The organism is Nitrospirota bacterium, from assembly GCA_016214855.1.
GTDB lineage: Bacteria > Nitrospirota > Thermodesulfovibrionia > Thermodesulfovibrionales > UBA6898 > UBA6898.
Genome location: JACRMT010000023.1, coordinates 18,517 through 43,347, shown reverse-complemented (window position 1 = coordinate 43,347; position 24,831 = coordinate 18,517). Strand labels below are relative to the sequence as shown.

25 protein-coding genes and 1 pseudogene are annotated in these 24,831 nt (G+C 50.1%); 12 read left to right on the top strand and 14 right to left on the bottom strand.

What is annotated here, in order from left to right; all coding sequences use genetic code 11:
* Position 1: 1 nt before the first annotated feature.
* From yidC to HZB62_16165, 4 genes are all read left to right on the top strand, one after another.
* A complete protein-coding gene (gene yidC / locus HZB62_16180) occupies positions 2–1,588 on the top strand; it encodes a membrane protein insertase YidC (protein ID MBI5076686.1) in 1,587 nt (528 codons plus the stop codon).
* Between the two features lie 220 nt (positions 1,589–1,808).
* Positions 1,809–3,191, top strand: a complete 1,383-nt coding sequence (mnmE, locus tag HZB62_16175) for a tRNA uridine-5-carboxymethylaminomethyl(34) synthesis GTPase MnmE (GenBank protein ID MBI5076685.1) — start codon at positions 1,809–1,811, stop codon at positions 3,189–3,191.
* A 281-nt stretch (positions 3,192–3,472) separates the two neighbouring features.
* Positions 3,473–3,970, top strand: a complete 498-nt coding sequence (locus tag HZB62_16170) for an ACT domain-containing protein (GenBank protein MBI5076684.1) — start codon at positions 3,473–3,475, stop codon at positions 3,968–3,970.
* 114 nt (positions 3,971–4,084) lie between these two features.
* A complete protein-coding gene (locus tag HZB62_16165) occupies positions 4,085–4,456 on the top strand; it encodes a hypothetical protein (protein ID MBI5076683.1) in 372 nt (123 codons plus the stop codon).
* Positions 4,457–4,552: 96 nt separating this feature from the next.
* Here HZB62_16165 and HZB62_16160 read toward each other — a convergent pair whose 3' ends face one another.
* On the bottom strand, positions 4,553–4,822 hold the full coding sequence (locus HZB62_16160; GenBank protein MBI5076682.1) for a hypothetical protein: 270 nt from the start codon (positions 4,820–4,822) through the stop codon (positions 4,553–4,555).
* Between the two features lie 195 nt (positions 4,823–5,017).
* On the opposite strand from HZB62_16160, the gene HZB62_16155 reads away from it, so the two are divergent.
* Entirely contained in the window at positions 5,018–6,043 is a 1,026-nt protein-coding gene (locus HZB62_16155; protein MBI5076681.1) for a 4Fe-4S binding protein, read from the top strand.
* Here the strand turns inward: HZB62_16155 and HZB62_16150 are convergent.
* Entirely contained in the window at positions 6,040–6,663 is a 624-nt protein-coding gene (locus HZB62_16150; GenBank protein ID MBI5076680.1) for a transglycosylase SLT domain-containing protein, read from the bottom strand. The genes HZB62_16155 and HZB62_16150 overlap by 4 nt on opposite strands.
* A gap of 257 nt (positions 6,664–6,920) precedes the next feature.
* Positions 6,921–7,247 carry a type II toxin-antitoxin system HicB family antitoxin gene (locus tag HZB62_16145; GenBank protein ID MBI5076679.1) on the bottom strand — a complete coding sequence of 109 codons (327 nt, stop codon included), beginning with the start codon at positions 7,245–7,247 and terminating at the stop codon, positions 6,921–6,923.
* Between HZB62_16145 and murA the strand changes: the two genes are divergently transcribed.
* The 4 genes from murA (at position 7,162) to HZB62_16125 (ending at position 11,563) form a co-directional block, all read left to right on the top strand.
* A complete protein-coding gene (gene murA / locus HZB62_16140) occupies positions 7,162–8,415 on the top strand; it encodes a UDP-N-acetylglucosamine 1-carboxyvinyltransferase (protein MBI5076678.1) in 1,254 nt (417 codons plus the stop codon). The genes HZB62_16145 and murA overlap by 86 nt on opposite strands.
* A gap of 18 nt (positions 8,416–8,433) precedes the next feature.
* Entirely contained in the window at positions 8,434–9,540 is a 1,107-nt protein-coding gene (locus HZB62_16135; protein ID MBI5076677.1) for a HAMP domain-containing histidine kinase, read from the top strand.
* Positions 9,533–10,903, top strand: a complete 1,371-nt coding sequence (locus HZB62_16130) for a sigma-54-dependent Fis family transcriptional regulator (GenBank protein ID MBI5076676.1) — start codon at positions 9,533–9,535, stop codon at positions 10,901–10,903. Before HZB62_16135 ends, HZB62_16130 begins: the two co-directional genes overlap by 8 nt.
* Before the next feature lie 195 nt (positions 10,904–11,098).
* The gene (locus HZB62_16125) at positions 11,099–11,563 is read left to right on the top strand and encodes a hypothetical protein (protein ID MBI5076675.1); all 465 of its coding nucleotides are present in this window, start codon (positions 11,099–11,101) and stop codon (positions 11,561–11,563) included.
* A gap of 60 nt (positions 11,564–11,623) precedes the next feature.
* Here HZB62_16125 and HZB62_16120 read toward each other — a convergent pair whose 3' ends face one another.
* From HZB62_16120 to HZB62_16070, 11 genes are all read right to left on the bottom strand, one after another.
* Positions 11,624–12,379 carry a competence/damage-inducible protein A gene (locus HZB62_16120; GenBank protein ID MBI5076674.1) on the bottom strand — a complete coding sequence of 252 codons (756 nt, stop codon included), beginning with the start codon at positions 12,377–12,379 and terminating at the stop codon, positions 11,624–11,626.
* 72 nt (positions 12,380–12,451) lie between these two features.
* Complete coding sequence (locus HZB62_16115; GenBank protein MBI5076673.1) at positions 12,452–13,108, bottom strand: hypothetical protein; 657 nt, start codon at positions 13,106–13,108, stop codon at positions 12,452–12,454.
* 23 nt (positions 13,109–13,131) lie between these two features.
* Positions 13,132–13,653, bottom strand: coding sequence for a YcbK family protein (locus HZB62_16110; protein MBI5076672.1), 522 nt, complete (start codon positions 13,651–13,653; stop codon positions 13,132–13,134).
* A complete protein-coding gene (locus HZB62_16105; protein ID MBI5076671.1) occupies positions 13,650–14,504 on the bottom strand; it encodes a L,D-transpeptidase family protein in 855 nt (284 codons plus the stop codon). Before HZB62_16105 ends, HZB62_16110 begins: the two co-directional genes overlap by 4 nt.
* A 32-nt stretch (positions 14,505–14,536) precedes the next feature.
* Positions 14,537–14,905, bottom strand: coding sequence for a hypothetical protein (locus tag HZB62_16100; protein MBI5076670.1), 369 nt, complete (start codon positions 14,903–14,905; stop codon positions 14,537–14,539).
* A 164-nt stretch (positions 14,906–15,069) separates the two neighbouring features.
* Positions 15,070–17,526, bottom strand: a complete 2,457-nt coding sequence (nuoG, locus tag HZB62_16095) for an NADH-quinone oxidoreductase subunit NuoG (protein MBI5076669.1) — start codon at positions 17,524–17,526, stop codon at positions 15,070–15,072.
* A complete protein-coding gene (locus tag HZB62_16090) occupies positions 17,527–19,437 on the bottom strand; it encodes an NADH-quinone oxidoreductase subunit NuoF (GenBank protein ID MBI5076668.1) in 1,911 nt (636 codons plus the stop codon). It abuts the gene before it with no gap.
* Positions 19,438–19,442: 5 nt separating this feature from the next.
* Positions 19,443–20,372, bottom strand: coding sequence for an NAD(P)H-dependent oxidoreductase subunit E (locus HZB62_16085; GenBank protein ID MBI5076667.1), 930 nt, complete (start codon positions 20,370–20,372; stop codon positions 19,443–19,445).
* Between the two features lie 24 nt (positions 20,373–20,396).
* Positions 20,397–21,164, bottom strand: a complete 768-nt coding sequence (locus HZB62_16080; protein ID MBI5076666.1) for a response regulator — start codon at positions 21,162–21,164, stop codon at positions 20,397–20,399.
* 48 nt (positions 21,165–21,212) lie between these two features.
* Positions 21,213–21,602, bottom strand: coding sequence for a sigma-54-dependent Fis family transcriptional regulator (locus tag HZB62_16075; GenBank protein ID MBI5076665.1), 390 nt, complete (start codon positions 21,600–21,602; stop codon positions 21,213–21,215).
* Positions 21,599–23,176, bottom strand: coding sequence for a HAMP domain-containing protein (locus HZB62_16070; protein MBI5076664.1), 1,578 nt, complete (start codon positions 23,174–23,176; stop codon positions 21,599–21,601). The genes HZB62_16075 and HZB62_16070 overlap by 4 nt, the downstream gene beginning before the upstream one ends.
* A 127-nt stretch (positions 23,177–23,303) precedes the next feature.
* Between HZB62_16070 and ndhC the strand changes: the two genes are divergently transcribed.
* The 3 genes and pseudogenes from ndhC to HZB62_16055 all read left to right on the top strand — a co-directional run bounded on the left by ndhC (position 23,304) and on the right by HZB62_16055 (position 24,798).
* The gene (gene ndhC / locus HZB62_16065; protein MBI5076663.1) at positions 23,304–23,660 is read left to right on the top strand and encodes an NADH-quinone oxidoreductase subunit A; all 357 of its coding nucleotides are present in this window, start codon (positions 23,304–23,306) and stop codon (positions 23,658–23,660) included.
* Positions 23,630–24,184 (top strand): annotated as a pseudogene (locus tag HZB62_16060) (NADH-quinone oxidoreductase subunit B). The gene ndhC and the pseudogene HZB62_16060 overlap by 31 nt, the downstream one beginning before the upstream one ends.
* 80 nt (positions 24,185–24,264) lie before the next feature.
* The gene (locus tag HZB62_16055) at positions 24,265–24,798 is read left to right on the top strand and encodes an NADH-quinone oxidoreductase subunit C (GenBank protein ID MBI5076662.1); all 534 of its coding nucleotides are present in this window, start codon (positions 24,265–24,267) and stop codon (positions 24,796–24,798) included.
* Positions 24,799–24,831 lie beyond the last annotated feature (33 nt).

Genomic DNA, 24,831 nt, shown 5'->3' with positions numbered 1-24,831 from the left:
TATGGATAACAGAACCGTTATAGCCGTTGTGCTTTCATTTCTTGTGATCGTGGGATCTCAATACCTTTTTCCGGGCGAGTCCCAGAAAGCCCCTGTGCAGAAACCTGCTGAACAGCAGCCCGCACCAGAGGCAGCAAAAAAAGATCCGACCCAAAAGGCTGAAGCCCCGAAAGCCATTGCTGAAACGGTTGTTGCGGATGAGAAGGAAATCACCGTGGAGAATGATCTTTTTGCCGCGGTATTTACCTCGCGCGGCGGCACGATCAAGTCCTGGACCATTAAACCGTATAAGGACAAGACAGGCAAGGATGTTCTTCTTCTCAAAAAACCGGGCGTTGTCCCTGCTGTCGGGATCGGAACCAGTAGTTCCTTTGATCTTGCAAACGTCAATTTCTCTGTCCTTGGCAGAGACCTGAAGCTGGATAATAAGAACAAGACAGGCAGTCTTGTGTTTGAATATGCAAAGGATGGCAGGTCGGTTAAAAGAACCTATACCTTTTCAGATGCGTCATACCTGGTTGAACTTACGGATGAGGTTTCCGGCGTTCCTGAATACTGGATCACGCTGGGGAGCGATTTCGGCATTGTTGAGAAGGATGACTCAATTCATGTCGGGCCGACCGTTCTGACCGGCAGCGACCTTAAGGACCTGAAAGCAGGGGATTTGAAAGAACCGAAGGTGTTTCATGATAACCTCAAATGGATTGCGCAGCAGGACAAGTATTTTTTCGCAGCGCTTGTGCCTGCAACCCCTGTTGAGGAGGCAAAGGCATTATTGGTGCAGGATTCCCCTGTCGTGGCATTCAAGGCAAAAAGCGGTTCGAACAAGTTCCATCTGTACGCAGGGCCAAAAGAGAATGACAGGCTTGAGGCGCTTAACATTGGGCTTGAGCATGTCATAGATTTCGGGTTCTTCTCGATCATTGCGAGACCGCTCTTCTGGATACTCAAGTTCTTTTATCAGTTCCTGGGCAACTATGGCTGGGCCATCATTCTTATTACCATTGTCACAAGGATCCCCTTTGTCCCGCTCATGACAAAAAGCCAGAAGTCCATGAAGAAGCTCCAGGAGATCCAGCCTTTGATGAATGAGATCAAGGAGAAATACAAGAAGGATCCCCAGAAGCAGCAGGCGGAAATGATGGGGCTTTACAAAAAACACAAGGTCAGCCCTTTTGGAGGCTGTCTGCCGATGCTTCTTCAGATACCGGTCTTCCTTGCCCTTTATCAGGTCCTGCTGAGAGCTATAGAACTGAGAGGTGCACCGTTCATGCTCTGGATCACGGACCTCTCCGGTCCTGACACGCTCTTTGGCCATATCCCGGCAGTCCTGCCGCTTATCGGAGGCTTTGCCTTAGGTCCTCTGCCGATCCTCATGGGTGCAACCATGTTCATTCAGCAGAAGATGACACCGTCAAGCATGGACCCGACGCAGGCAAAGATGATGCTGATGATGCCGATCGTCTTCACCTTTGTTTTCCTGAATATGGCCTCAGGCCTGGTCCTGTACTGGCTTATCGGCAATGTGCTTGGTATTATCCAGCAGTTCTTCGTCAATAGAAGCCTCGCAAACGAACCAGCACATTAGCTTATCACGCATTGCCTTCAGACTTTTCCCTTTAATTTCATATAATACAGGTATGTCTATCAAGCCGGGAGTTTCTAATAAGTGCATTGCGTATATTTAATCCCCAATAAATCTCCCCTTACCCCTCTTTGCCAAAGAGGGGCAGTTATCCTCCCTTTGGCAAAGGGAGGGCAGGAGGGATTTTATAATTGAGAGTCTTTATACTTATGAGTCAAAAGTTATGAACTATCCTGATGACACCATAGCTGCCATATCAACCCCTGTAGGTCAGGGAGGGATCGGCATTGTCCGCCTGAGCGGGCCTGATGCTGTTGCGATCGCTGAAGGGATCTTCTGTTCAAAGAATAATGAGAGGCCTTCAGATGCTCCGTCCCATAAAATGCTCTACGGTCATATTGTCGACCCTGATGACGAACACGTTGTGGATGAGGTTCTCCTTGCGGTAATGCATGCACCGAACTCATATACCCGGGAGGATGTTGTTGAGATCAACTGCCATGGCAGCATGCTCTCAGTAAGGCAGATACTTGAGCTTGCGCTCAGACAGGGAGTCAGGGTTGCAGAGCCCGGAGAGTTTACAAAGCGCGCATTCCTGCATGGCAGAATAGATCTCAGCCAGGCAGAGGCAGTCCTCGACATCATTAATGCAAAGACTGAGGAAAGCATGAGAATAGCCAGTGAGCAGCTCAGAGGCGGACTGACAGAGAAACTCTCCGCAATACGAGAGCAGCTTATAGAGATAACTGCTTTTGTTGAGGCGCATATCGACTTCCCTGAGGATGAGATCGAGGCAACGTCAAAAAATGAGATCGAAAGAAAACTGTCGGACACAACTGCAGAGATCCTGAAACTGTCAGATACGTTCAATGAGGCGAGGTTCTTCAGGGAGGGTCTCTCTATCGCGATCGTGGGAAGGCCGAATGTCGGCAAGTCATCTCTGCTGAATGCCCTGCTTCAGAAGGACCGTGCCATTGTTACCGATCTGCCGGGCACAACGCGTGATCTCATCGAAGACTATCTGAATATCCATGGCCTGCCGGTCAGGATCATGGATACTGCAGGCATACGAAGCTCTGATCAGATCGTTGAGCAGGAAGGTATCAGAAGGAGTATGCAGGCGATAGAACATGCTGATTTCATCGTTGCCCTGTTCGACGGCAGCGAGCCCTTTGGGCAGGAGGACCATGACCTCCTTGCCCTTATCAGAGACAAGAATGCCCTGATGGTCATTAGCAAGGCTGACCTGCCTCAGAAAATATCCTTTGAAAACAGCGCGGCTGAAGGGAAGGGATCTCTTTGTATCTCCGCAGTCACCGGCGAAGGGATCGAGAGGCTCAAGTCAGTTATCTTCGAATCAAACCTTCGTGGCTGGCAAGAGGAGAGGGAGGGTGTGGTGATCACGAACATCCGGCACAAGGCTGCACTCGACGGTGCCGCAGAATCGCTTAACAGGGCAGGCGTTCTCCTGTCAGGGGATGACCCCCTTGAACTGTTCTCTATTGAGATGAGGGGAAGCCTTGACCGGATCGGAGAGATTACAGGGACCATCACAACCGACGAAATTCTCATGAAAATCTTCAACAGTTTCTGCATAGGGAAATAAAAAGGAACAGGATTGAGACACAAAATCCACACTTCATGCCAGCATTACTATAGAGGGAAAGAGGACAGGCTGCAAGGAGCAGGGGCGCACATTGAGTGGCAGCTTTGATACAAGATCTCTTTCAGTCTGCCTGATGCATGTGTTCGGCATACTCTGAGCTTGTCCTGCAGTCTCATGATGTTGTAAATTAAAGTCATTTCATGCAGCAACAGAAAGATCGGTCAAACAGTTTTTCCCCTGGCATCCCTGGGTGGCAGGAATACATCTCAAGGAGACGAGTCATGGCTAAAGCAGCTAAGAATGTGACCCCGAAGATTGTGAAGAAAGCCGCAGCAAAACCGACGGCGAAGGCATCCGCAGTTCCGGCATTCACTGCCAGGCCTGCAAAAGAGATCACCGCAACGTTTCTCGACAGCACGGGATTGACCGCAAAAGTGGCAGCAGCGCTTGCAGCAGAGAACGTGAACATACTTGCCGGCACCGGCTATTCGGCCAGCGGCATGAGCCGCAGGGCAACATTTACCCTGATCGTGGACGATCTGGTAAAAGCAGAGAAGGCCCTCGACAAGATCGGAGCTGATGACATACAGGAGTCGTCAGTTATTCTGGTGGAAATGGCAAACAAGGTGGGAGCGCTCGAGAGGATATCAGAGATCATCGCGGATGCCGGTATCAATATCTACTATTTTTATTCCACGACCAGTTCCGGAAAGACCGCAACCTGTGTGATCAGGACCGCAGACGACAAAAAGACGATCAAGGTTCTGCACGCAGCATAGTGAACTATCTGCCTCTCCCGGGGAGACGGAATACTTGCTATAGCGCCGGACGGGAATGATATAGTTTCCTGACTTATGGAAATAGCCAAGCAGCTGCACAGGCGGGAAAGGTTTGTGAGATTTCTCAAAAAGCGGTTCTTTCTCCGCTTCCATATGTCACTTATTCTCATCGGCACAGCTCTTTCCGGTCTTCTCGTGAGTTGGACCTTGCTGCATCTGCACGTTGGCAGCATGCTCATCAGGTATCCCATAGCAGTGATCTGTTCTTATCTCTCCTTCTTCGGTTTCATCAAGTTCTGGCTCCTCCATATGACGTCCTCCGGCAGCAGCAAAAATAATGCAGACAGCTTCATTGAGAATGCTGATGCCGTTAATATCGTTCCGGATGTCTTTCCGGGCGGCGGAGGCTCCTTTCCGGACAGTCTGCCGTTTGGAAGCGGCGGAGGTCAATTCCAGGGGGGCGGGGCATCAGCTTTCTTTGACTAGGGGGCAACATCTGTTCAGGAGACACTGCCGGATGCGGTTTCCTCAGCAGCTGAGTCCGCAGGAAGCAGCGCAGCCAGCGCTGCAGGGGATGCAGCATCAGGGATAGTTGATGTTGAGGATGCCGGCATAGTCCTTCTCATCCTCGCACTGCTTCTTGCCGTTGTCTTCGGAGCTGCCTTCTATCTTGTCTATGCAGCGCCTGCCATACTGGGAGAGGCTGCCTTTGATTTTCTCCTTGCCACCGGTCTTGTGAAGAGTATGAGGCGCATGGCCAATCCCGACTGGGTGGGCAGTGTCTTGGGAACTACGGTTATCCCCTTTGCGATCGTGTTCTTTATGACAGTTGCAGCTGCAGGAATTGCTCATTCTGTTGCTCCTGGCGCAACAAAGATGTCAGAAGTGATCGGTATTCTGCTCTCCCGATAGGGTCCTTACGGTACGACGTCATAGCGTAGTGTGGCGATCGGCATTGCAACAGAAAGTGCAGCCTGCAGCCGACGCTCCAGGCCATATGTCCTAAATCATACTATTCTTCAGCCTGTTTTCTTTACACTAATAAGCATGGGAAATATAGACCGGGCGTACGTGCGCTATCTGCGCTACACAATGCAGTGGGGAATAGTTCTCTTCCTGCTTTATGCCGGGTACCACTTCTTCATCTTCACTGACCACTTTCTCAGCAGGGAAGCGTTGCCGGCGGGAGGTGAAGAAGAGGTGCTGAAGAACCGGTTCCCTGGAGTTGAAGGTTTTCTGCCGATCGGCGCGCTTATGGGCCTTAAGCTCTGGATCATGGAAGGCGTATTCGACCGCATTCATCCCGCAGGTCTTGTCATCTTTGTCGCAGCCATTGTCCTGGCCGTTGTCCTGAAAAAAGGATTCTGCGGATGGATATGCCCTGTGGGCGCTTTCTCTGACGGCGTATGGAAACTCGGCAAGAAGATCTTTGGCAGGAACTTCGCTATCCCCCGCTATGCAGACTATGGCCTGAGATCAGTGAAGTATCTGCTTATGGCATTCTTTATCTACGTGATTGTTCTGAAGATGCCTGCGTTTGTGATATTCCGCTTTCTTGAGAACGACTATTACAAAATAGCAGATGTGAAAATGCTCTTCTTTTTCACAGAGATGACAAGAACAACGATGATCTCCCTGTCACTGCTTTTTGTCTTTTCCCTGGGTTACAAGAACTTCTGGTGCAGATATCTCTGTCCCTACGGTGCTCTTCTCGGTCTGCTGAGCATCCTGAGCCCTCTCAAGATCAGGCGGAACGAACAGGCATGCATCCACTGCAGGAAGTGCACTGAACATTGCCCTTCGCTTCTGCCGGTGGAAACACTGTCTCAGGTGAGATCTCCGGAATGTACGGGATGCCTGACCTGCGTAAGTCATTGTCCCGCAAAAGGTGCGCTCGATATATCTCTTCCCGCGAGAAAGGCAGCGCATCCCCTTCTGTTCGTCTGCCTCATCATTGTCTTCTTTTTCGGCAGCATCACTATTGCCAAACTGACAGACAGATGGGGCTCCTCAGTCTCGTATCAGGACTACCAGCGTATTGTTCCAAAGTCCAGACAGCTCGACCACCCCTAATTAAGCCAGTCTGCCGTACCGGGCTTATGGTTTGAATATTGTGCCAGCCTGATCTGTTGCTGCGCCTGTAAGACCTTAGTCGCGTACCAGGACGCGCCGCCCACATACCGGACCAGTGCTTTCCTGAGGTCATTTGTTTCCAGCAGATACGTCTCAAGCACATGAGCACCGGCAGCTATATTGCCCGATATCTTGTACAAATCATCTTTCTCCCGTATAATGCCCTGTTCCTTCAGTTCCTTTACCCAGACGCCCGGCATTATCCCCATAAGACCGATCGCACCCTTGTCGCTTTCCGCGTGCGGGTTGAAGTTGGATTCCACGAGGCAGATGGCAAGGATCAGGTCCCTGTTGCCGGTGACAGCTGCGGCGTTGTAGATCTTTGATAATACCTGCTCTGATACGGCAGAGTTCTCTGCCATCCAGTCCAGGATCCTCTTTTTCGCAGCATCCTCACCGTTGATATTGAGCGATGAAAAGAGCTCAGCATTTGGTCGCACTCCCGGTACAATTGCTGCAAATGCCAGTATAAGAGTGATCATGGCCATAAGAACGAGAAAAATGTGCGGAATCAGCGAGGTCCGTTTAGCCTGTACATCAATTGTCATCTTTTTCGACATGCATACCTCCTTAATCCTGCCCTTAAAACAATTACAGAGGGCCGTAACGTTCTGAACGTTATATCCTTGTAAAACCCCTGTTTATTATTAAATTGGCTGCATGAGAACATATGGGGAAAAAGCGCGATGAGCCGGGTTGTTTTAGGGAAGATCTTATGATTTGTTGTGCAGTTATTTAAACACAGGAATGGGTGGCTTTGTCAACTTTTTGCGGGCAGATAAGGCGTCAGAATGCCTGTTTGCAGATGGGCAGCAGATCAGTCCTCACACCTGCAGGGATAATATATCTTCAGGGCAGCCTGGATTTTTTCGAGAGCCTCCTTCCGGGTCTTGCCCCGCATATGCACACCGGGGAGCTCCTTTGTCTCGGCAACCCACGTCCCGTCGTCATCCTGGTAGATCACAAATTCTCTCATATCTGAAATATACCATATTTCGGTTGTGCCAAATAACTGCTTTTGTATTACAATACCGAAAAAGAAGTAAGGGGAGGCTGATCTGGACAAGCTCGTCGTGAGAGGCGGAAAAAGACTTAAGGGCACGGTTACGATCAGCGGATCGAAGAATGCTGCGCTTCCGATCATGGCTGCCACCCTCCTTGCACCCGGAGAACATATCCTCAAAAATGCACCTCATCTCAGGGATGTTTCTACCATGGGACGGCTGCTCGCAAATCTCGGTGCAGGTTTTCATCTCGAAAAGAACAAGGCTATTCTTGACTGCACGGCAATAAAGAATTTTGAAGCCCCCTATGACCTGGTCAGTACCATGCGCGCGTCAGTGCTTGTATTGGGTCCGCTTGTTGCGCGGCTCGGCAAGGCAAAGGTATCTCTTCCCGGCGGATGCGCGATCGGCGCTCGTCCCATAAACCTCCACCTGAGGGGCCTTGAAAAGATGGGTGCGACCATAACGCTCGATTCAGGGTATGTGATCGCAAAGGCAAAGAAGCTCAAGGGCGCGCATATTTATTTTGATATGCCGACCGTGACCGGCACCGAGAACCTGATGATGGCTGCCACACTGGCAGAGGGAAGGACATATATTGAGAACGCGGCACGCGAGCCAGAGGTGGTTGACCTTGCGAATGCTCTCATTTCTATGGGGGCAAAGATAAAAGGTGCGGGAGAGAGTGTCATAGAGATCGAAGGGGTCAGGAAACTGAAACCGCTCAGGCATACGGTCATACCGGACAGGATAGAAGCAGGCACGTTCATGGCAATAGCAGGCATAACCGGCGGCGATATTACGATCAGGAACTGCAGACCGGATCATCTCGATGCGGTGATCAACAAACTGGCGGATACCGGCATTGTTTTTAGGCCTGTGAAGACAGGCATCAGGGCCATCGGGCCTCAGAGGCTGAAGGCAGTGAGCACAACAACCATGCCCTATCCGGGATTTCCGACTGACATGCAGGCCCAGCTCATGGCGATGATGTGTATTGCCGAAGGCACCAGTGTGATATCCGAGAAGATATTCGAGAACCGGTTCATGCATGTTGCAGAGCTCAAGAGGATGGGTGCGGATATCTCGACCGAAGGCGGCATTGCCACGATCAAAGGCGTAAAGAAGATAAAGGGAGCCCCGCTCATGGCAACTGATCTGAGGGCAAGCGCCTCGCTTATTGTGGCTGCTCTTGCTGCAGAGGGAGAAACAACAATAAAGAGGATATATCACCTGGACAGGGGGTATGAGAAGATCGAAGAGAAGCTGATAAAGATCGGTGCTGATATAACACGAGAAAAAGAATAAGGCCGAAAACGAGGTTTCATGAAAAACGCGGGTGCTAATGAGCAGACGATCACCTGCTCCCACAGGGGAGAGGGAAAGTCATGCCCGATCAGCAAGACACCGTGCCTTGGCGAGTGCATCTATGCGAACATCCTTGATGATATCAACCTCGGCATCATCGGCTTTGATATCTCGAAAAAGGAAGTATTTTTTCAGAACAAGCTGGCGGTCGAAATATTCAAAGGCACGATAAAGCCGAAGGATTACGAAGCACTGGTCTCGCTCCTCCTCTCGGACATCGAAATCCCCTTATTGGCTGCCACCCTTATGGAGCCACGCAGTATTCGGTACGGCAGCAAGTTTATCGGATATACCATTTATCTTATTTCAGATACCTATCTCTGGGTCTATGTGACCGACATAACAGAACGGACCAGGCTGCAGGCCATAGCAGAGGCTGTGAATACCATGGATAATCTTGGCTATATTTTCTCCGGGATAAGGCATGAACTGGGTAATCCGATAAACTCCATCAAGACAACACTTGCCGTATGCAAGAAGAATCTTTCAACCTATTCCAAGGAAGCGGTCAATGAGTTTCTCGAAAGGATGCTTTCGGACATCGGTAGGGTAGAAATCCTTCTAAAAGACCTCAAGAATTTCAGTATGTACGAGAACCCTGAATGCCGGGAGGTCCATATCGCGTCCTTCATGAACAATCTTCTTGCCATGGTCGAACGCGACTTCAGCACCCACAAGATCAGGATCAAGACCTTCTTCAGGCCTGATGCTGAATATGGCCTGTTCGACCCGCGTGCCCTGCAGCATGTAATGCTGAATGTCCTGACCAATGCCTCGGATGCTCTTCAGGAGATCGAATCGCCTGAGATCATGATCAGCACGCTCAGGTCTGACAGCAGGCTCATTATCAGGATAAGGGACAATGGCTGCGGTATGCCTGATGAGCAGAAAAAGCATCTGTTCCAGCCTTTTTCAACGACCAAGAGTCATGGCACAGGCCTGGGCCTGGTGATCATAAAGAAGATGATGTTCAAAATGAATGGGACGGTTGAGGTCGAGAGCCAGGAGAAGATCGGGACTATTGTCATCTTAAGCCTTCCTGTAAGTCGCAGCGGCAATGCATAAAATAAAGAGGAGCATTCTGGTCGTTGATGACGACAGAAATTTCTGTGCGTCGGTCCAGGAGTATGTAAAGGCAGACGACACAGAGGCCCCTGTCGCGCACACCGCTGAAGAGTGTCTTGATATCTGTTCAAAAAAGCAGATTGATGTCCTGCTCCTTGACCAGCAGCTGCCTGATGGCGAAGGCCATACTCTCTGTCCGGCAATTCTGGATTTTAACGGCCAGACGAAGATCATCTTCACCACTGCCTTTCCGAGCTTTGACAATGCCGTAAAAGCGGTCAGGGCAGGGGCCTTCGACTATCTCTCAAAACCCTTTGAGCTTGAAGAACTTGGACTTGCCATAACCCGGGCACTCAGGACCGGTGATCTTGAGAAGGTTGAGCAGTTCCAGAACTACCGGTCAGACAGGGAACGGGAAGAACATGTATTTGTGGGAGAGAGCAGGGGCATAGCAGATATCCACCGGCTTATCAGCCTTGCTGCCAATGCAGATGCTCCTGTCCTGATCACTGGCGAAACCGGATCGGGCAAGAACGTTGCTGCGCGCTCGATCCATTACGGTGGCCAGTTCAGGCATAGCCCGTTCATCAGCATCAACTGCGCAGCGCTCCCTGAAAGCCTGATCGAGGCTGAGCTCTTTGGTTATGAAAAAGGAGCTTTCACCGGCGCCGTTGCCATGAAAAAAGGCATGTTCGAGATGGCAGAGGGAGGCACGATCTTTCTTGATGAGATCGGTGAGATGCCGATAGCGCTTCAGGCAAAGCTGCTGGGTGTTCTTGATGACGGGACATACCGCAGGCTCGGGGGCACAGCGCTGCTCCATGCACGGGTCAGGGTCATTGCTGCCACAAGCGTTGACGTTGAAAAGGCCATAAGGGCCAGAACATTCAGGGAGGACCTCTATTACCGTCTTGGTGTCATAAAGATGCATCTGCCGCCATTACGGGAAAGAAGAGATGATATCCCGGCGCTTTGTGATGTCCTTGTAACTAAAGTTGCAAAAGGAAGACATCTCAGACTTGCAGACGGTCAGATCGAAAAGATGATGCAGTACGACTGGCCCGGCAATGTGAGGGAGCTGAGAAATGTGCTCGAACGGGCTGTTATCCTGCAGCAGGGATCAGTGCTGCAGCCGGCTGAGCTTCTTGCCGTCGCGGTAAAGAGGGCGCAACAGCCGTTGAGGACGACGGAGCAGAAACCTGCAACAGGCCCATCTGTAACTCTTGATGATGTTGAGAAAAATCACATTCTTTCTGCCTTTGCAGAGCATGCAGGCAATTACAGCAGGGCAGCACGAGCTGTCGGCGTATCCCTCTCCACCCTGAAGCGAAAGCTGAAGAAATATCACGCGGACTTAATGTAATTTCAAAGTCCCAAGAAATAGAGAACGTATGCGGCTTGTGATAATTACTGTCTTCTGAGCTATCGGCAGGATGATTTAAATCATAGCGAACTTCAACCGGCTGTTTTATACTCTAACCATAAGCCAGACCAATGCAATGGCAGATAACAATATAAAGGAGGCAACACAATGTCAGAAGGATGCGGATGTTCAAGTATGAAACCGGTGAACTTTTCAGAGAAGCAGACTGCAGCAGCAACGGCAGGGGACGAGTGTCCTGAGCTTCAGAACTGGCCTATTCAGCTGAAGTTGATAGGGACGGGAGCACCCTATCTCAATGATGCTGACATCCTGCTTGCCGCCGACTGTACGGCATTCTCGGCAGTTGGTTTTCACAGCAGATTCATCAAGGGGAAAAAGGTTATCATCGGATGCCCGAAACTCGATAACGCGCAGGAGTATTTTCAGACCCTGACCGAGATGTTCAAGCAGTTCTCGATCAAAAGCGTAAGTGTTGTCCGCATGGAAGTCCCCTGCTGCGGAGGCCTTGCGTATATTACCCAGCAGGCTATCAAGAACTCAGGAAAAGATATTCCGTACAGCGAAACGATCATTGGGATAAAAGGAGACATCAAACAGGAAGGTATGGCACCGATGATCCCGAAGCTTCAGACCGCATAAGTTTGGTGTCCGCCAACGCTCATACAACGAAGGACCGGGGCAGATGGCCCCGGTCCTTCATCAGCCTACTTTTACGATGATTTCGCCTGGGAGTTTCTGAAGGAGTTCCTCCAGGGCGCTTTTAAGGTCAGCTTCTATTTTTGACTCTGCAGTCACAATGATCTGATAATCGTCATTGCCGATGATGGGATAGGAGCCGAATGTAACGCAGGCATTTTTTTCAACTACCGTGTTAAGGATGGCAGCAATGTCTGCCTCGTTCGCCCTGAGATAGATCCGTTTCAGGAAAAAAGCTGATGTTCTGAACCTCTCCTTGACAAGGGTGAACTTCTCCTGCAGATAGCGCGGAATACCAGGGAAAATATAGATATTCCTGAAGGCTACCAGCGGAAAATTATTGGTAGTAAACTCCATGACTTCAGCACCTTCCGGCACTTCGGCCATCTTCATAATAGCATCATTTGCCGCTTCCCCATACCGCCTGTGAAATGCTTTTTCAAGAACAGGATTCCGCACGAGCTGAACGCCGAAGGCCCTTGCAATGCCCGACATGGTGATGTCATCATGCGTCGGTCCAACTCCGCCGGTAGTAAAAACGAGATCAAAGGCCTTTGAAAAGAGAGCGGCCTCTCTGCTGATCATCTCAAGGTCATCGGGTATCACGGATATGCGGATGAGGCTTACACCAAGGGATCGGAGTTCGGCCGCAAGGAAGAAGGAGTTCTGGTCCTGAGTTTTTCCTGACAGGATCTCATTGCCGATGATGATAAGTCCGGCTGTTCTTATGGATGCCTGATCGCAATTCGTCATAACCATAATGTATCAGAAAATTGCTGAGAATGTCCCGAGATTTTTCTGCGGGAGAAGACGGCGAGCAGATCGAAAACGCTATGCAGTTTTTTTCGGAGGCTCGATGATGAAACTCATCCATATCAGATTAAAGACATCACCATAATCCTTGAGATAGTCATGCATGGTGCCGTCCTGCTTCACATTTCTGATATAGCGCTTGAACTGTTTATCGATATTGGCAAGGACCTTTTTTTTCTGGCTACGGTTATAGGGATAGACACAGGCGCTTAAAACATCGACGTTGTCGAGCTTGAAAAGCCGCGTTGCAAACAGGTCGCCTTTTTTGAGGCTTTGCGTGAGATATTTCTCTCTCAGTTCAGCATCCCTGTCAAGAAGGATGTCTTTAAGCAGGACCCTCTTATCCTTAGCCACAGAGGTGACCTCAAAGAGGCTTATGACAGAATCTTTTGATCTGCGGAGAAGTGCGACCGCCTGGTCGTCAAGATCTTTGTTATCACTTATGAAAAAGTCTATATAGGTATCGCCTTCTTCATTGACCTTATGATCAAATATCATCCAGTCTTCAAAATTGTGAAAACCGAGCGTCAGTGCGCTGCCGCCCAAAAACTCGTCAGGAGTTTCCCCATCCCAGAAATAACTGTACGCCTTGTCTATGCCTTCCGTATGATTGACCCGCACATACTCAACGATATCGTTAAAAAGTTCCTTCAGCTGTTTTGCTTCTTTTCCCATGTCTGTTCCTTCAATAAAAAAGTTTACCAGTATCTGACCGGCCCGACATCAATATGAACAAACTGCCGGTATTTTCCCACGCCGCCTGCATAAAAAGATTTGGCGATCCCTGAGAGAGTTTTTTTGCTCATCCCGCTGACAGTAAAATCAATTGCCAACCCCTGCATATGATAACTGTCGCGCGCGACCTTTCTGCTTCTGGTCCTCAGATATTCATTATATTCAGCCGAACGGTACCCGGATACGATCTCAATGCGCCGGTCCTTATGGAGCCGGTCCTTAATATCGCACAGCAGATCCAGGACCCCTGTATCGATCGGTTTAACCTCATCTGCATGGTGGCATCGCATAAGATGATTGATCCTGGCGAGAGCTTCATAGTCATATGATCCGTCAGAAAAGTATGTGACGTCGAGACTCTCGTCCGTATGAACATTATAAAGACTTAATGTCCTTTCCGATGGAGTGCTCCCAAATGCCTTTGTATAGGGCAAGAGAACAGCAGCAACGGCCAACCCCTGTATAAACGTCCTTCTTGATATCATAGTGTTACATCCTCGGCAATGCCTGAACGTTCTTTCAGGACCTTTTCAGCTTTTTGCCAGTCAACCTTATGTACAACACCGGTTTTTTCCAGTTGTCTCTTTGTCTCTTCCTTCATGTTTTTGATCCTGCCGTAGAAATCCTTGTGAACTTCGAGGAAGATCCGCCCCTTGTCAGAGACAGCTGCTTTGACAGGCATATATAATAACTCACCCGATGCATTCGGCTCAACTTCTTCGAAGAATTTTTCCATGTTTTCGGAAAGTACGCGGATACAGCCGTGGCTTCTGTACTGGTTGACGGATGCCGGCTTGATCGTGGCGTGGATCATAATACCTGGAAGAGTGGTCTTTATCGCATATTTCCCAAGTGGATTGTCCGGCCCGGGCGGGATTGAGGTTATGACCTCTTTGCCTTCAAGTTCCATTTCTTCCTGTATAGAAGGGGGCACATGCCACGTCGGGTCTTTCTCTTTTGCGATCACCCTGAACTTTCCGATTGGCGTTTTCCAGCTTGAAGATGTTTTGGACGTAAGAAGACCCATCCCAACGGGAAAGGACCTTACAAGCTGACTGTTCTTGAAAGAATAAAGCGTTCTGTCCGGGATGTTGATGATAATGCCGTTGTCCATTGCTATCGGAACGATCTTTCGTGTATTGATCTTCAGTTCCTGTCCGGGCTGGAGGCGTTTTTTTGTATCAATATTATTATCCTTGGCGATCTTCCACCAGTACACACCTGTGCGAGCTCCAACAAGCTCGATGGTGTCCCCCTTTTTTACTGTGTAGACCGTATCGCCGCCGATGATCATGCTCGCCGATGACATGCCGGGCAGGAGAAGTAGAGATAACAATAAGACAATCATCTTCACGAACTGAGGGGGCATTAGTGGTTAGTGTTCTGTTCCTTTTTCGATATCTTTTCCATGGCCTTGATCGTGGTCTCTTCCACGTCTTCAAGCATCTCTGCGCGGGCCTTTTCAAGACGATCGATGGGCATAGTTAATTTCCGGCTGATCTCTTCAAGAGGGATCTGCCTTATAAAATGGTCTTCGGCAATGATCACCTTCAGCACGTCATCAAGCACAATCTGCTTGAGGGACGGGTCATCGATATTGACTGATGCGCTTGCGCTGACGAAATCAAAACCCTTTGCCAGACCCTCGCGTATTTTTGCCAGGGCATGCATATATGTTTTTTCAGCCTGCGATAAAAAAGCGTCATCTGGCAGTTCATCAGACCATTTTTCAGTCATAATTCCCCCGTAATTGCGAATGCTTATATATTACCACAGCGGCAGGTCATGCCTATAATCCCGCAGGGTCTGCGCTCGTGAAAAAGATCCGGGATGTCTGATGTGCAGAATAGACTGATCATGTCGGCAGCACTATAGAGCGGACAGATGATTGTCTGTCCGCTCTATTTAGTAGACTCTACATTTACGGCGCAGGAACAGGCCGTTCCATTTTCCGGATAATAGAGTAGGGTGTTTACGCGGCCGTGCGGAAAATGTGTTGACGAAAAAACAGTGCCGGCAGGCACGGAGTCTGTCACCTTGGCTTTCAGATAGATCGTGCCCCTCCTTGAGGAAACCTTCACATGACTGTTATCCGACACACCGAGTTTGGTCGCATCTTCTTCATTGAGTTCAAGATAAGCCTCGGAAACGACAAGATCGAGGGACTTGGATCGTGTCGACATGCTGCCAGAATGCTGAAGCACATCCCGGACTACCAGTGCCAGAGGATATTCGGCAGACGGGGCCTCTCCCGCAGAATACGGCACTGCATGAAAGGTCCTTTTGTCAGCCGGATCCTTCTCATCATGTACTGTTTTCTTTATCTCTTCAGACAGCCCCTCAACGCTTCGCGTGCCTATCTCTTTGCCCATGGCAAGAGCAAGGTTTCTCAATATCTGCCAGTCCGGCATGGCCTGGCCCGGCGACTCAATGATCCTCTGGAGTTTCTGGCTGATACCTTCAGCATTTATAAATGTCCCATCCTTCTCTGACCAGCCTGCAGCCGGAAGCACAACATGGGCAAGCTTTGCGGTCTCGGTGAGCGCAATGTCCTGCACGATCAGCAGGTCCAGGGCCTTGAGCACAGACAGGATCTTTGAGCTGAACGGATATGCGGATACCGGATCTTCACCCATGATGAATAGTCCCTTGACCGCGCCCTGTTCATAAAGCATATTGAAGATATTTTTCGCCGCTGCCTCCGGGTGCAAAGCCATTTTTTCCATGCCGAGAGTGTTTGCGTATTCCGCTGGTATCTGGAGTGCATCGGGTTTATCGCCAAGGAGGATTATAAGGTTTGCTGCTGCAAGCACCATGTCCATTCCCTTGGTATTTTCAGACGCATTGATGGTGAAGGAGATCATGCGGCTTTTTGCCTTTGCAAGTAATTCGGCTGTTCCTACGATCTCTGCTTCAGAGATCTGCGTTATCTTTGAGACCTTGTCAGGGGTAAAAGCATCAAGACTTTTTTCAAAGGCCTCGAAGCCTTCAATTTTTGAGACCACTGCCCTTTCGAAAAGGTTCTTGTCAATGATGACCTTTATCAGGCCGTTTATGAAAGCCACTGAAGTGCCGCTTTCCATCCTGAGATGAGAACTGCTGTGGCGGGTCAGTTTTGTTTCCCGGGCATCTGCTACGATCAGTTTTGAGCCTTCACGCTTTGCTCTCAGTATGTTCAGGCCAAACACCGGGTGAGTAGCACTTATGTCAGATTCGATAACCATTATGACATCTTTCCCTATAGGATATTTCATGTCAATCGTGTGAGACTTTGAGCCGAAGGCCATGTTCAGGGCTTTCTGGACTCTCCGGTATCCGAAGGCTGCGGACGAGTCAATATTGCCTGAGCCGACAACAGTGCTCATGAACTTCTTGAGCATATAGTTGTCCTCATTAGAGCACCGGTGAGAGCCGATCGCACCTACCGCATCTCTTCCCTGGGCAGTGATAATGCGGATCAGGCTGTCGCCTGCATGCTTCAGGGCCTCATCCCATGTTACCGCAACAAGTTCTCCCTCTTTCCTGATGAGAGGAGTCTTAAGCCGGTTCTCGCTGTATATGTAATCAACGCCGAACCTTCCCCTGCCGCAGAGATTGCCCTCGCTTCTCCCATTGTCCTCTTTTGCCCGAGATCTCAGGATCTTGCCTTCCCGCGTTCCTATGGTTAGTGTGCAGCCACAGCCGCAGAAAGGGCATATCGTGTCTTTTTCTTCGAGGAACCAGGCACGTGCCTGGAACTTCATAGGCTTGCTCAGGAGAGCGCCAGTGGGGCAGATGTCAATGCATTGGCCGCAGTAGTCGCATTCAAGGATCTCTCCGAATGCAGGCTGGACGACCGTAGGGAATCCCCTGCCGATAAAGCCGAGAGCGCCTCGTCCCTGGTGCTCGGAACATATTCTTACGCACTTGCCGCAGAGGATACACCGGTTTGCCGTGAGCTCAACAAGCGGGCCCCTCACATCAGAAGGCATGGCCTTTCTGTGTCTGATGAACCGGCCCTCAGGCTTGCCATACTGAAAAGCCATATCCTGGAGATCGCATTCACCTGCCTTATCGCAGATCGGGCAGTCAAGAGGATGATGTACGAGCATGAGTTCGAGGACGGTCTGCCGTACTTTCCTGAGCTTCGGCGTATCGGTCTTTATTACCATGCCCGCTGCTGCCGGTGTAGAGCATGATGCGAGCAGCCTCGGATTGCCCTCCTGTTCGACAACACAGATCCTGCATCCGCCGTAGGGTCTGAGTCTCTTGTCATAGCACATATTCGGTATATTGATGCCGATCTTTTTTGCCGCCGCGAGAATGGTTGTATTTTCCTCAACAGATACTTTCTTGTCGTCTATGATGAGCTCGATCATTTACTTGACCTCCTTATTGCCTGCTGAGGCCTTTTCGAGGAACTCGGTCGGGTCGCCTTCAAAGCCGGCCGGCAGGATCCTGATCGAGTTGAACTTGCACGTATCAAAGCAGGATCTGCAATGCACGCAGAGTTCCTGGATGATCTTGTGCGGCACCTTCTTCTCTCCGACTATTGCCTTTGCCGGACACGCCCTGAGACATGCTCCGCAGGCCTTACAGAGTTTCTCGTCGATCATGAAGGTAGTGAGATTCCTGCATACCCCTGCCTTGCACCACTTATGTCTTATATGAGATTCATATTCATCCTTGAAGTAGCGCAGCGTCGAAAGCACAGGATTAGGTGCCGTCTGTCCAAGACCGCAGAGTGACGTTGTGATAATGTCCCTGCTCAGATCTTCGAGTGTTTCTATATCTCCCTCACTGCCCTTGCCTTCTGTTATATCTGTAAGCATATCGAGGAGAATCTTTGTGCCCACTCTGCAGGGCGTGCACTTGCCGCAGGATTCGTCAGCAGTGAACTCGAGAAAGAACTTTGCAGTCCCGACCATACAGGTATTGTCGTCCATGACAACCATGCCGCCTGACCCTACAATGGCGCCGGTAGCCATGATATCTTCGTATGTTACGGGGATATCGAGAAGATGTTCCGGTATGCAGCCTCCAGATGGTCCGCCAAGCTGAACAGACTTAAACTTCCGTCCCTTCGTTATTCCGCCGCCTATGTCGTATATGATCCGTCTTAACGGGATGCCCATCGGCACTTCAACGAGACCGACGTTGTTTACTGCTCCCGTGAGGGCAAAGACCTTGGTGCCGGCGCTCTTTTCCGTGCCTGCGGTCCTGTACCATTCCGGGCCGTTCAGAATGATCGGCGCTATCTGCGCCAGGGTCTCGACGTTGTTCAATACCGAAGGCTTGTCCCAGAGACCCTTGACTGCAGGGAACGGCGGCCTGGGCCTTGGCATGCCGCGCTTCCCTTCAAGAGATCTCATCAGGGCAGTCTCTTCGCCGCAGACAAATGCCCCTGCTCCGAGATAGATACTGAGCTCAAAGTCAAAGCCGGTATTCAGGATGTTCTTGCCTAAAAGACCCATCTCGGTTGCCTTGTCAATGGCCATCTGCAGCCTCTTGACCGCAAGCGGATACTCAGCTCTGACATAGATATATCCGTAATTTGCTCCAATAGCTTTTGCGCCAATGATCATTCCCTCAATGACAGAGTGAGGATCAGCCTCCATAACTGATCTGTCCATGAAGGCACCAGGGTCTCCCTCATCACCGTTACAGAGCATGTATTTTGTTTCCGAAGGCACCCTTGAAGCGAACTCCCACTTGAGTCCGGTAAGGAAGCCGGCACCGCCCCTTCCTCTTAGGCCGGAGTCCTTCACCGTTTTGACGATATCTTCTGTTGTCATCCTGGTGAGGGCTTTTGCAGCTGCAAGGTACCCATCGCGTGCAATATATTCATCGATGCTTTCAGGATCCATGAAGCCTGTGTTCCTGAGAACACGGAGCTCCTGCAGATTCATGAAGGGCATATCTTTCCTGGCAGGCAGGGCCATAGATGTTACCACCTGACCTCCGGCAAGATGCTCCTTTACGATCTTTTGCGTCTTTTCACTGTTGAGGTCGCAATACTTGACCGGCTCTGCTCCATGCTGCTCTACCGTCATGATTGGCTCTCTTCCGCAGAGGCCGGCGCACCCTGATGAGGCAATCAGGATGTCGGTGATGCTGTTGTTCTTCACCTCTTCGACAAGCGTGTCCATAACCTGCTTTGCTCCTGCCGCAAGTCCGCAGGTACCCATATGCACGGTTACCTTTGTTTTGAACTTGCCGCTGTCAGGTCCAAATGCTGCCTTGTTCTTCTCATGGAGCGCAGTAAGATCTTCTATATTCAGTTTAGTCATGACGGTCATTCCTCCTGTCCTGCAAGCGCTTCCTCTTCATTGCCTGCAGCTGCTTCTGCTGCAACAGGTGAGTAGCGATTGATCACTTCGATCGCCTTTTTGGCAGACATGTTGCCGAAGGTGTCTTCATCTATGACCATGACGGGTGCAAGGCCGCATGCGCCGAGGCAGCGGACGCCTTCGAGAGAGAATTTCTTGTCGTCTGTTGTCTCCCCGATATCGATCTTGAGCGTTTCCCTGATCTTCCCGACAACGCCCTCAATCCCTTTGACATAGCATGCTGTTCCGAGACATACCCTGATATTATGATCGCCTCGGGGCTTCATGGTGAAGAACGAGTAGAATGAGACAACGCTATGAACCTCTGCCTGAGGCACGTTCAATCCCTTTGCTATCCTCTTCTGCACGACCGGCGGGAGAAACCCCACAATTTCCTGCGCTCTCTGGAGAACGGGGATGAGGCAGCCCGGCTTATGGCGATATTCACGGATTACTCTGTCTATCTCTGCTGCCATGGCAGGGGGAAAGACCTCAAGGCCTTTTTCCTCTGCAGGTTTTCTTCCTTCAGCCCACTCTACGGCTCTTTTTGTCACGTCAAGGAGGACAGAAGGTGTAAAAGGCTTTGGCACATAATCTATGATCCCGAGTTCGAGCGCTTCCTTCATGGTGTCCTGTGACGGATAGCCTGTGATGATGACGATCCCTGTGTTCGGCCGGGACTTTTTGACCCAGCGAATAAGGGTGATACCATCCACCTCCGGCATCTTCAGGTCGGTGAAGACCAGATCGTAATTTCCCTGCTCCATCTTCAGGATAGCTTCCCGTCCTCCGAGAGCTCCCTCTATCTGATAGCCTTCGCTTTTGAGGACCCGTTCAGCGCTCTTGATGACAACTATCTCATCATCAACGACCAGGATCCTGGGTTCATCAGCCATATAATCCTCCTCAGTGAAGTTCTTTTACAGTGCGATCGGTTCTATGCGGGCAAGCCAGAGAAGCCAGCCTTCGCTCAGGTTGTCACGCACCAGTGCGCTCATGGCGGTGTTTGCATGATGGTTGACTTCTCTCACTCTTCCTGTCATGGGAGCGATCAGATCGTCAGTCTGGCCGCTGCTCGAAAAAATCTTGCCAAAGCTTTCCCCTGCCATGATCGTCCGCAGATTCTGAGGAAGTTCTATGGATGCGAGCTGACCGGCGAGGAGCCAGTAGCGCGCATCGCAGCCGACTTCCCATATGTTGTCTTTCAGCGGCCGCGCCCAAGTGCCTTCCTTATAGAACAGAACCGGGTTCTGGGTGTCACGGAGATTGACAATGTCGTTTCTGAAATCATCGATAAATGCCTTTCTCAGTATCCATCCCCGGGTATCGAATACCTTCCGTGCAACATTCAGCATGAAGTCAGGGGTGAACGGTTTTTCGATAAATTCAAAGGCGCCTAAACGGACGGACTCTTTTGCTTCATCAAGGGTTGGGTATCCGGTAATGATCACCACGTCAAGCTTGGGCTGAACGATCTTTGTTTCGCGCAGCACCGAAATCCCGTTCATGTCAGGCAGTCTTACGTCTGATATCAGAAGGTCGAACTCTTCATTGGATACCTTCTTGATAGCGTCTTCTCCCTTATCAACGGTGATGATATTAAAACCCTCTGCGCCAAGGATCCTCTTGCAGCTCAGGGTTACGACAGGATCATCGTCAAGAACCAGAATTTTACCCTTACTTTCCATGACTGCCCTCCTTTATCTCTGCTTGCGCTGTTCCGCTTATTCTGCTGTTCACGAAATAAGGCCCTTATCTTTTCGAGTCCGAAAGACGTTTGCAACGGTTGCGAGGAGCGAATCAGGCGTGAAGGGCTTTTCGACATAGTCGAAAGCGCCGATCTTGATCGCCTTTACCGCGGTTTCAACGGTCTGATACCCGGTAACGATGACCACATCAGTCTTCGGCCACTTTTCCTTAATGGTCCCCAGCACCTCTATGCCGTCCATGTTCGGCATTTTGAGATCAGTGAGCACAAGATCAAAGGTCTCTTCCTCGAGCAACTTCAGACCCTCAGGGCCGTTCTTCGCCATTTTCAGCTCATATCCTTCGGGAACAAGAGAACGGCTGCAGCTCAAGCGCACAATGTCTTCATCATCTATGACAAGAATCTTTCCCTTGCTCATGCGGTCTCCTTCAGCGCCGGAAGCCAGATAAAGAAACTGGTGCCCTCACCAATTTTTGTGCTGATCGTGATCTTCCCGCCATGGTCCTGTATGATGCCGTGGCTCACGGCAAGGCCAAGACCTGTGCCTTTGCCGACAGGTTTTGTGGTAAAGAAGGGCTCGAAGATCTTTTCGAGGGCTTCGTCCTTAATGCCATGTCCGGTGTCTCTGAATTCGATCTGGGCATAATCCTGTCCGCTGTCATTTACATTTGAGGTTGTTATGGTGATAGAACCCTTTCCTTCGCATGCATCAGCCGCATTTACGATCATATTCAGGAAGACCTGCTGAAGTTGCGGTGCGTCCGCCTTGACCATGGCAAGCGAAGGGTCCAGACTTGTCGAAAGTTTTATATTGAAGAAATCTGCCTTGTTCTTGACAATATTGAGTGTGCTGTTCAGCACGTCATTGATATTTGTCGGAGCCTTATCTGCAGTTGTTGCGCGGGCAAACCCCAGAAGCCCTTTGATGATGTTGGAGCAACGGTTTGCCTGGTCGATAATGACCTCGATATCTTCCCGGTCTTCAGTGCCCTCCGGGAACTTCTTCAGAAGGAGATGTCCGAAGGTCACAATGCCGGTAAGCGGACTGTTAATTTCATGCGCAACGCCGGCTGCCATTCTTCCCAGGGATGCAAGCTTTTCCGAATGGATAAGCTGCTGCTGCGCCCGATGGATCGCCTCGGTCTTCTCTTCCACCTTCTTTTCGAGCGTGTTGCTCCACTCCATGCTTTCCTTCTTTGCCTTCCTGAGTTCGTCGCTCATCGCATTAAAGGTGTTGGCGAGTTCGCCGATCTCATCTTTTCTGTTGATCGTTATTTTAAAGTCGAGATCGCCTGCTGCAACCTTTCTCATGCCCTGTGCGAGGATCGATACCGGAGTAGAGACAAAATTCCAGATGATAATGCAGAGAACGCCGGAGATCACGATGGAAAAGGCCAGGACATAGACCGTGATCGCAATGCCCTGCTGTTTAATGCTGTGATCGAGAAGTTCGAGCGAAAGGTCAACTTCGACAATGCCCAATATGCGCTGATTCGCAGGATGGACATGGCAAGAGGCATTGTAACAGGCGGGCTCGTTATATATCGGCTGGACTATGTTCAGGACCCGGTGCACTTCTCCTTTGGCAATACGCCAGCTTGGTGTATCTTTTGTCGGGCCGGAGGCGGTATGGCATCTGAGGCAGAGCGGCGAGTTCTTGTCAAGGACGGTGTCGATATTCTTTCTGTCGGAGGCATAGGCGACCCTGCCTTTGCTGTCGAAGATCCGCACATTCTGGATGCCCTCTGCAACACCGACCGATTCGACGGTCTGCTGAATGAGCGGGCCCTGCGCAGAGAGCATTCCATATCTTGTTGTATTTCTGATATAGTCAACGAAGGAATAGCCGTATTTTACGGAACTCTGCAGGAGTTCTTTCTCCTGGTATTTGAAAAGGAACAGCCAGAAGAGCATGCTTCCGGCGATCATGAGCGTGCCGATGGTCAGGATAAGTTTTCCGGTCAGTGAGTTAAGAGATTTATTTACGAGCATCGCTAAAAAATTTATATCATTTACAACAATTAAAGCAAGAAAAAACCTAAAGCTGGAGATTCATTTTTTTACTTGACTTATTAGTTTGGATGTCCTATAAAATTATACCGTTATGCCCGGAACTTTTATGCCTTCAGAATATTTGCCTGTTCTCATCTTCCTGATGGTCGCAACGGCCTTCGGCATAGGTTCATTGCTCATCGGTGAACTGCTTCGTCTCAGGCGGCCTTATGCGGAGAAGCTTATGCCTTATGAATCCGGGAACGCTCCTGTTGGCGGGCCTCACATGAGGTTTTCCGTCAAGTTCTATATTATTGCCATGCTGTTTGTTGTGTTCGATGTTGAAGCGGTGTTTCTCTATCCCTGGGCAGTGGTGTTCGACAAGATCGGGCTCTATGCCTTTATAGAGATGGTCATCTTCATGGTGATCCTGCTGGTCGGGTACATCTACGCATGGAGAAAGGAGGCATTTGTATGGGATTGATCACAACCCTCAGCACCCCTTCGCAGTCGCTTGTCGAAGTTGAAGAAGGCGTAAAGATTCTCGCGCCGAATATTCTTATCACATCGATGGACAAGTTGATCAACTGGGGAAGAAGCTCATCGCTGTGGCCCATGACGTTCGGACTGGCCTGATGTGCCATCGAGATGATGGCCGTGTATGCCAGTCACAACGATCTTGACAGAATGGGAATCATCCCGAGAGGTTCTCCCAGACAGTCGGACTTCATGTTTGTCGCCGGAACGGTAACAAAAAAGATGTCCGAGATAGTCCGGCGTGTCTATGACCAGATGCCTGAGCCGAGGTATGTCATCTCGGTAGGAAGCTGCGCAAACAGCGGCGGCATATTCAATACGTACAGCACAGTGCAGGGATGCGATACGTTCCTGCCGATAGACGTATATATCCCCGGATGTCCTCCCAGACCCGAGGCATTTATTGATGGGATAATCAAGCTTCAGGAGAAAATAAAGGCTGAGCAGTTCCGCTGGAGCCGCTGGAGATAATAGAGATTTAGGGGCTAGCGGCTTGGGATTGCATCATGCAAATTCCCGGCACTAAATCCCGAATCTCGTTGAGTTAAACTATGGAACCACTACAGATAGCAGATAAGCTGAAGGAGCGTTTTCCTGATGAGGTCCTTGATGTCAGGGAGTTCAGGGGGCAGGTCTCTGTTACTGTCCGCAAAGGGAAAATTGTGGAGATCAGCAGGTTCCTTCATGATGAACCTGATCTCTGTTTTGACTATCTTGTGGATCTGTGCGGTGTGGATTATCTCGGCAAGAAGGAGATCAGATTTGAGGTTGTCTATCATCTGTACTCCATCAAACACAGGCATGCCCTGCGTATCAAGGCAGAGGTTCCAGTAAATGATGCGAGAATAGATTCAGTAATGCCGGTCTGGGTCGGGGTAAACTGGCATGAACGTGAATGCTATGACATGTATGGCATTGTCTTTGCCGGACATCCTGACCTGAGAAGGGTACTACTGCCTGAAGACTGGGAAGGATACCCGCTTAGGAAAGACTATCCTGTAAAAGGACCGGCACAGGAATGGAGCGGGTTCCTTGATGTGCTCGACAGGTCGAAAAAATACAGGCAATACGATTGGCAAGGCTAAAAGGCAGTAACGGACGGCATATAACCGGCAACC

Excerpts from the sequence above, each read along its gene's own strand:
- HZB62_16135 (MBI5076677.1), top strand. The coding sequence starts at position 8,434 with ATGAAAAACGCGGGTGCTAATGAGCAGACGATCACCTGCTCCCACAGG.
- yidC (MBI5076686.1), top strand. The coding sequence starts at position 2 with ATGGATAACAGAACCGTTATAGCCGTTGTGCTTTCATTTCTTGTGATC.
- HZB62_16070 (MBI5076664.1), bottom strand. The coding sequence starts at position 23,176 with ATGCTCGTAAATAAATCTCTTAACTCACTGACCGGAAAACTTATCCTG.
- HZB62_16170 (MBI5076684.1), top strand. The coding sequence starts at position 3,473 with ATGGCTAAAGCAGCTAAGAATGTGACCCCGAAGATTGTGAAGAAAGCC.
- HZB62_16115 (MBI5076673.1), bottom strand. The coding sequence starts at position 13,108 with ATGGGAAAAGAAGCAAAACAGCTGAAGGAACTTTTTAACGATATCGTT.
- mnmE (MBI5076685.1), top strand. The coding sequence starts at position 1,809 with ATGAACTATCCTGATGACACCATAGCTGCCATATCAACCCCTGTAGGT.
- HZB62_16055 (MBI5076662.1), top strand. The coding sequence starts at position 24,265 with ATGGAACCACTACAGATAGCAGATAAGCTGAAGGAGCGTTTTCCTGAT.
- HZB62_16075 (MBI5076665.1), bottom strand. The coding sequence starts at position 21,602 with ATGAGCAAGGGAAAGATTCTTGTCATAGATGATGAAGACATTGTGCGC.
- HZB62_16120 (MBI5076674.1), bottom strand. The coding sequence starts at position 12,379 with ATGGTTATGACGAATTGCGATCAGGCATCCATAAGAACAGCCGGACTT.
- HZB62_16090 (MBI5076668.1), bottom strand. The coding sequence starts at position 19,437 with ATGACTAAACTGAATATAGAAGATCTTACTGCGCTCCATGAGAAGAAC.
- HZB62_16085 (MBI5076667.1), bottom strand. The coding sequence starts at position 20,372 with ATGGCTGATGAACCCAGGATCCTGGTCGTTGATGATGAGATAGTTGTC.
- HZB62_16160 (MBI5076682.1), bottom strand. The coding sequence starts at position 4,822 with ATGAGCAATTCCTGCAGCTGCAACTGTCATAAAGAACACGATCGCAAA.
- HZB62_16130 (MBI5076676.1), top strand. The coding sequence starts at position 9,533 with ATGCATAAAATAAAGAGGAGCATTCTGGTCGTTGATGACGACAGAAAT.
- HZB62_16125 (MBI5076675.1), top strand. The coding sequence starts at position 11,099 with ATGAAACCGGTGAACTTTTCAGAGAAGCAGACTGCAGCAGCAACGGCA.
- HZB62_16080 (MBI5076666.1), bottom strand. The coding sequence starts at position 21,164 with ATGGAAAGTAAGGGTAAAATTCTGGTTCTTGACGATGATCCTGTCGTA.
- HZB62_16100 (MBI5076670.1), bottom strand. The coding sequence starts at position 14,905 with ATGACTGAAAAATGGTCTGATGAACTGCCAGATGACGCTTTTTTATCG.
- nuoG (MBI5076669.1), bottom strand. The coding sequence starts at position 17,526 with ATGATCGAGCTCATCATAGACGACAAGAAAGTATCTGTTGAGGAAAAT.
- HZB62_16110 (MBI5076672.1), bottom strand. The coding sequence starts at position 13,653 with ATGATATCAAGAAGGACGTTTATACAGGGGTTGGCCGTTGCTGCTGTT.
- ndhC (MBI5076663.1), top strand. The coding sequence starts at position 23,304 with ATGCCTTCAGAATATTTGCCTGTTCTCATCTTCCTGATGGTCGCAACG.
- HZB62_16155 (MBI5076681.1), top strand. The coding sequence starts at position 5,018 with ATGGGAAATATAGACCGGGCGTACGTGCGCTATCTGCGCTACACAATG.
- HZB62_16150 (MBI5076680.1), bottom strand. The coding sequence starts at position 6,663 with ATGTCGAAAAAGATGACAATTGATGTACAGGCTAAACGGACCTCGCTG.
- HZB62_16145 (MBI5076679.1), bottom strand. The coding sequence starts at position 7,247 with ATGATCGGAAGCGCAGCATTCTTCGATCCGCTGATCGTAACCGTGCCC.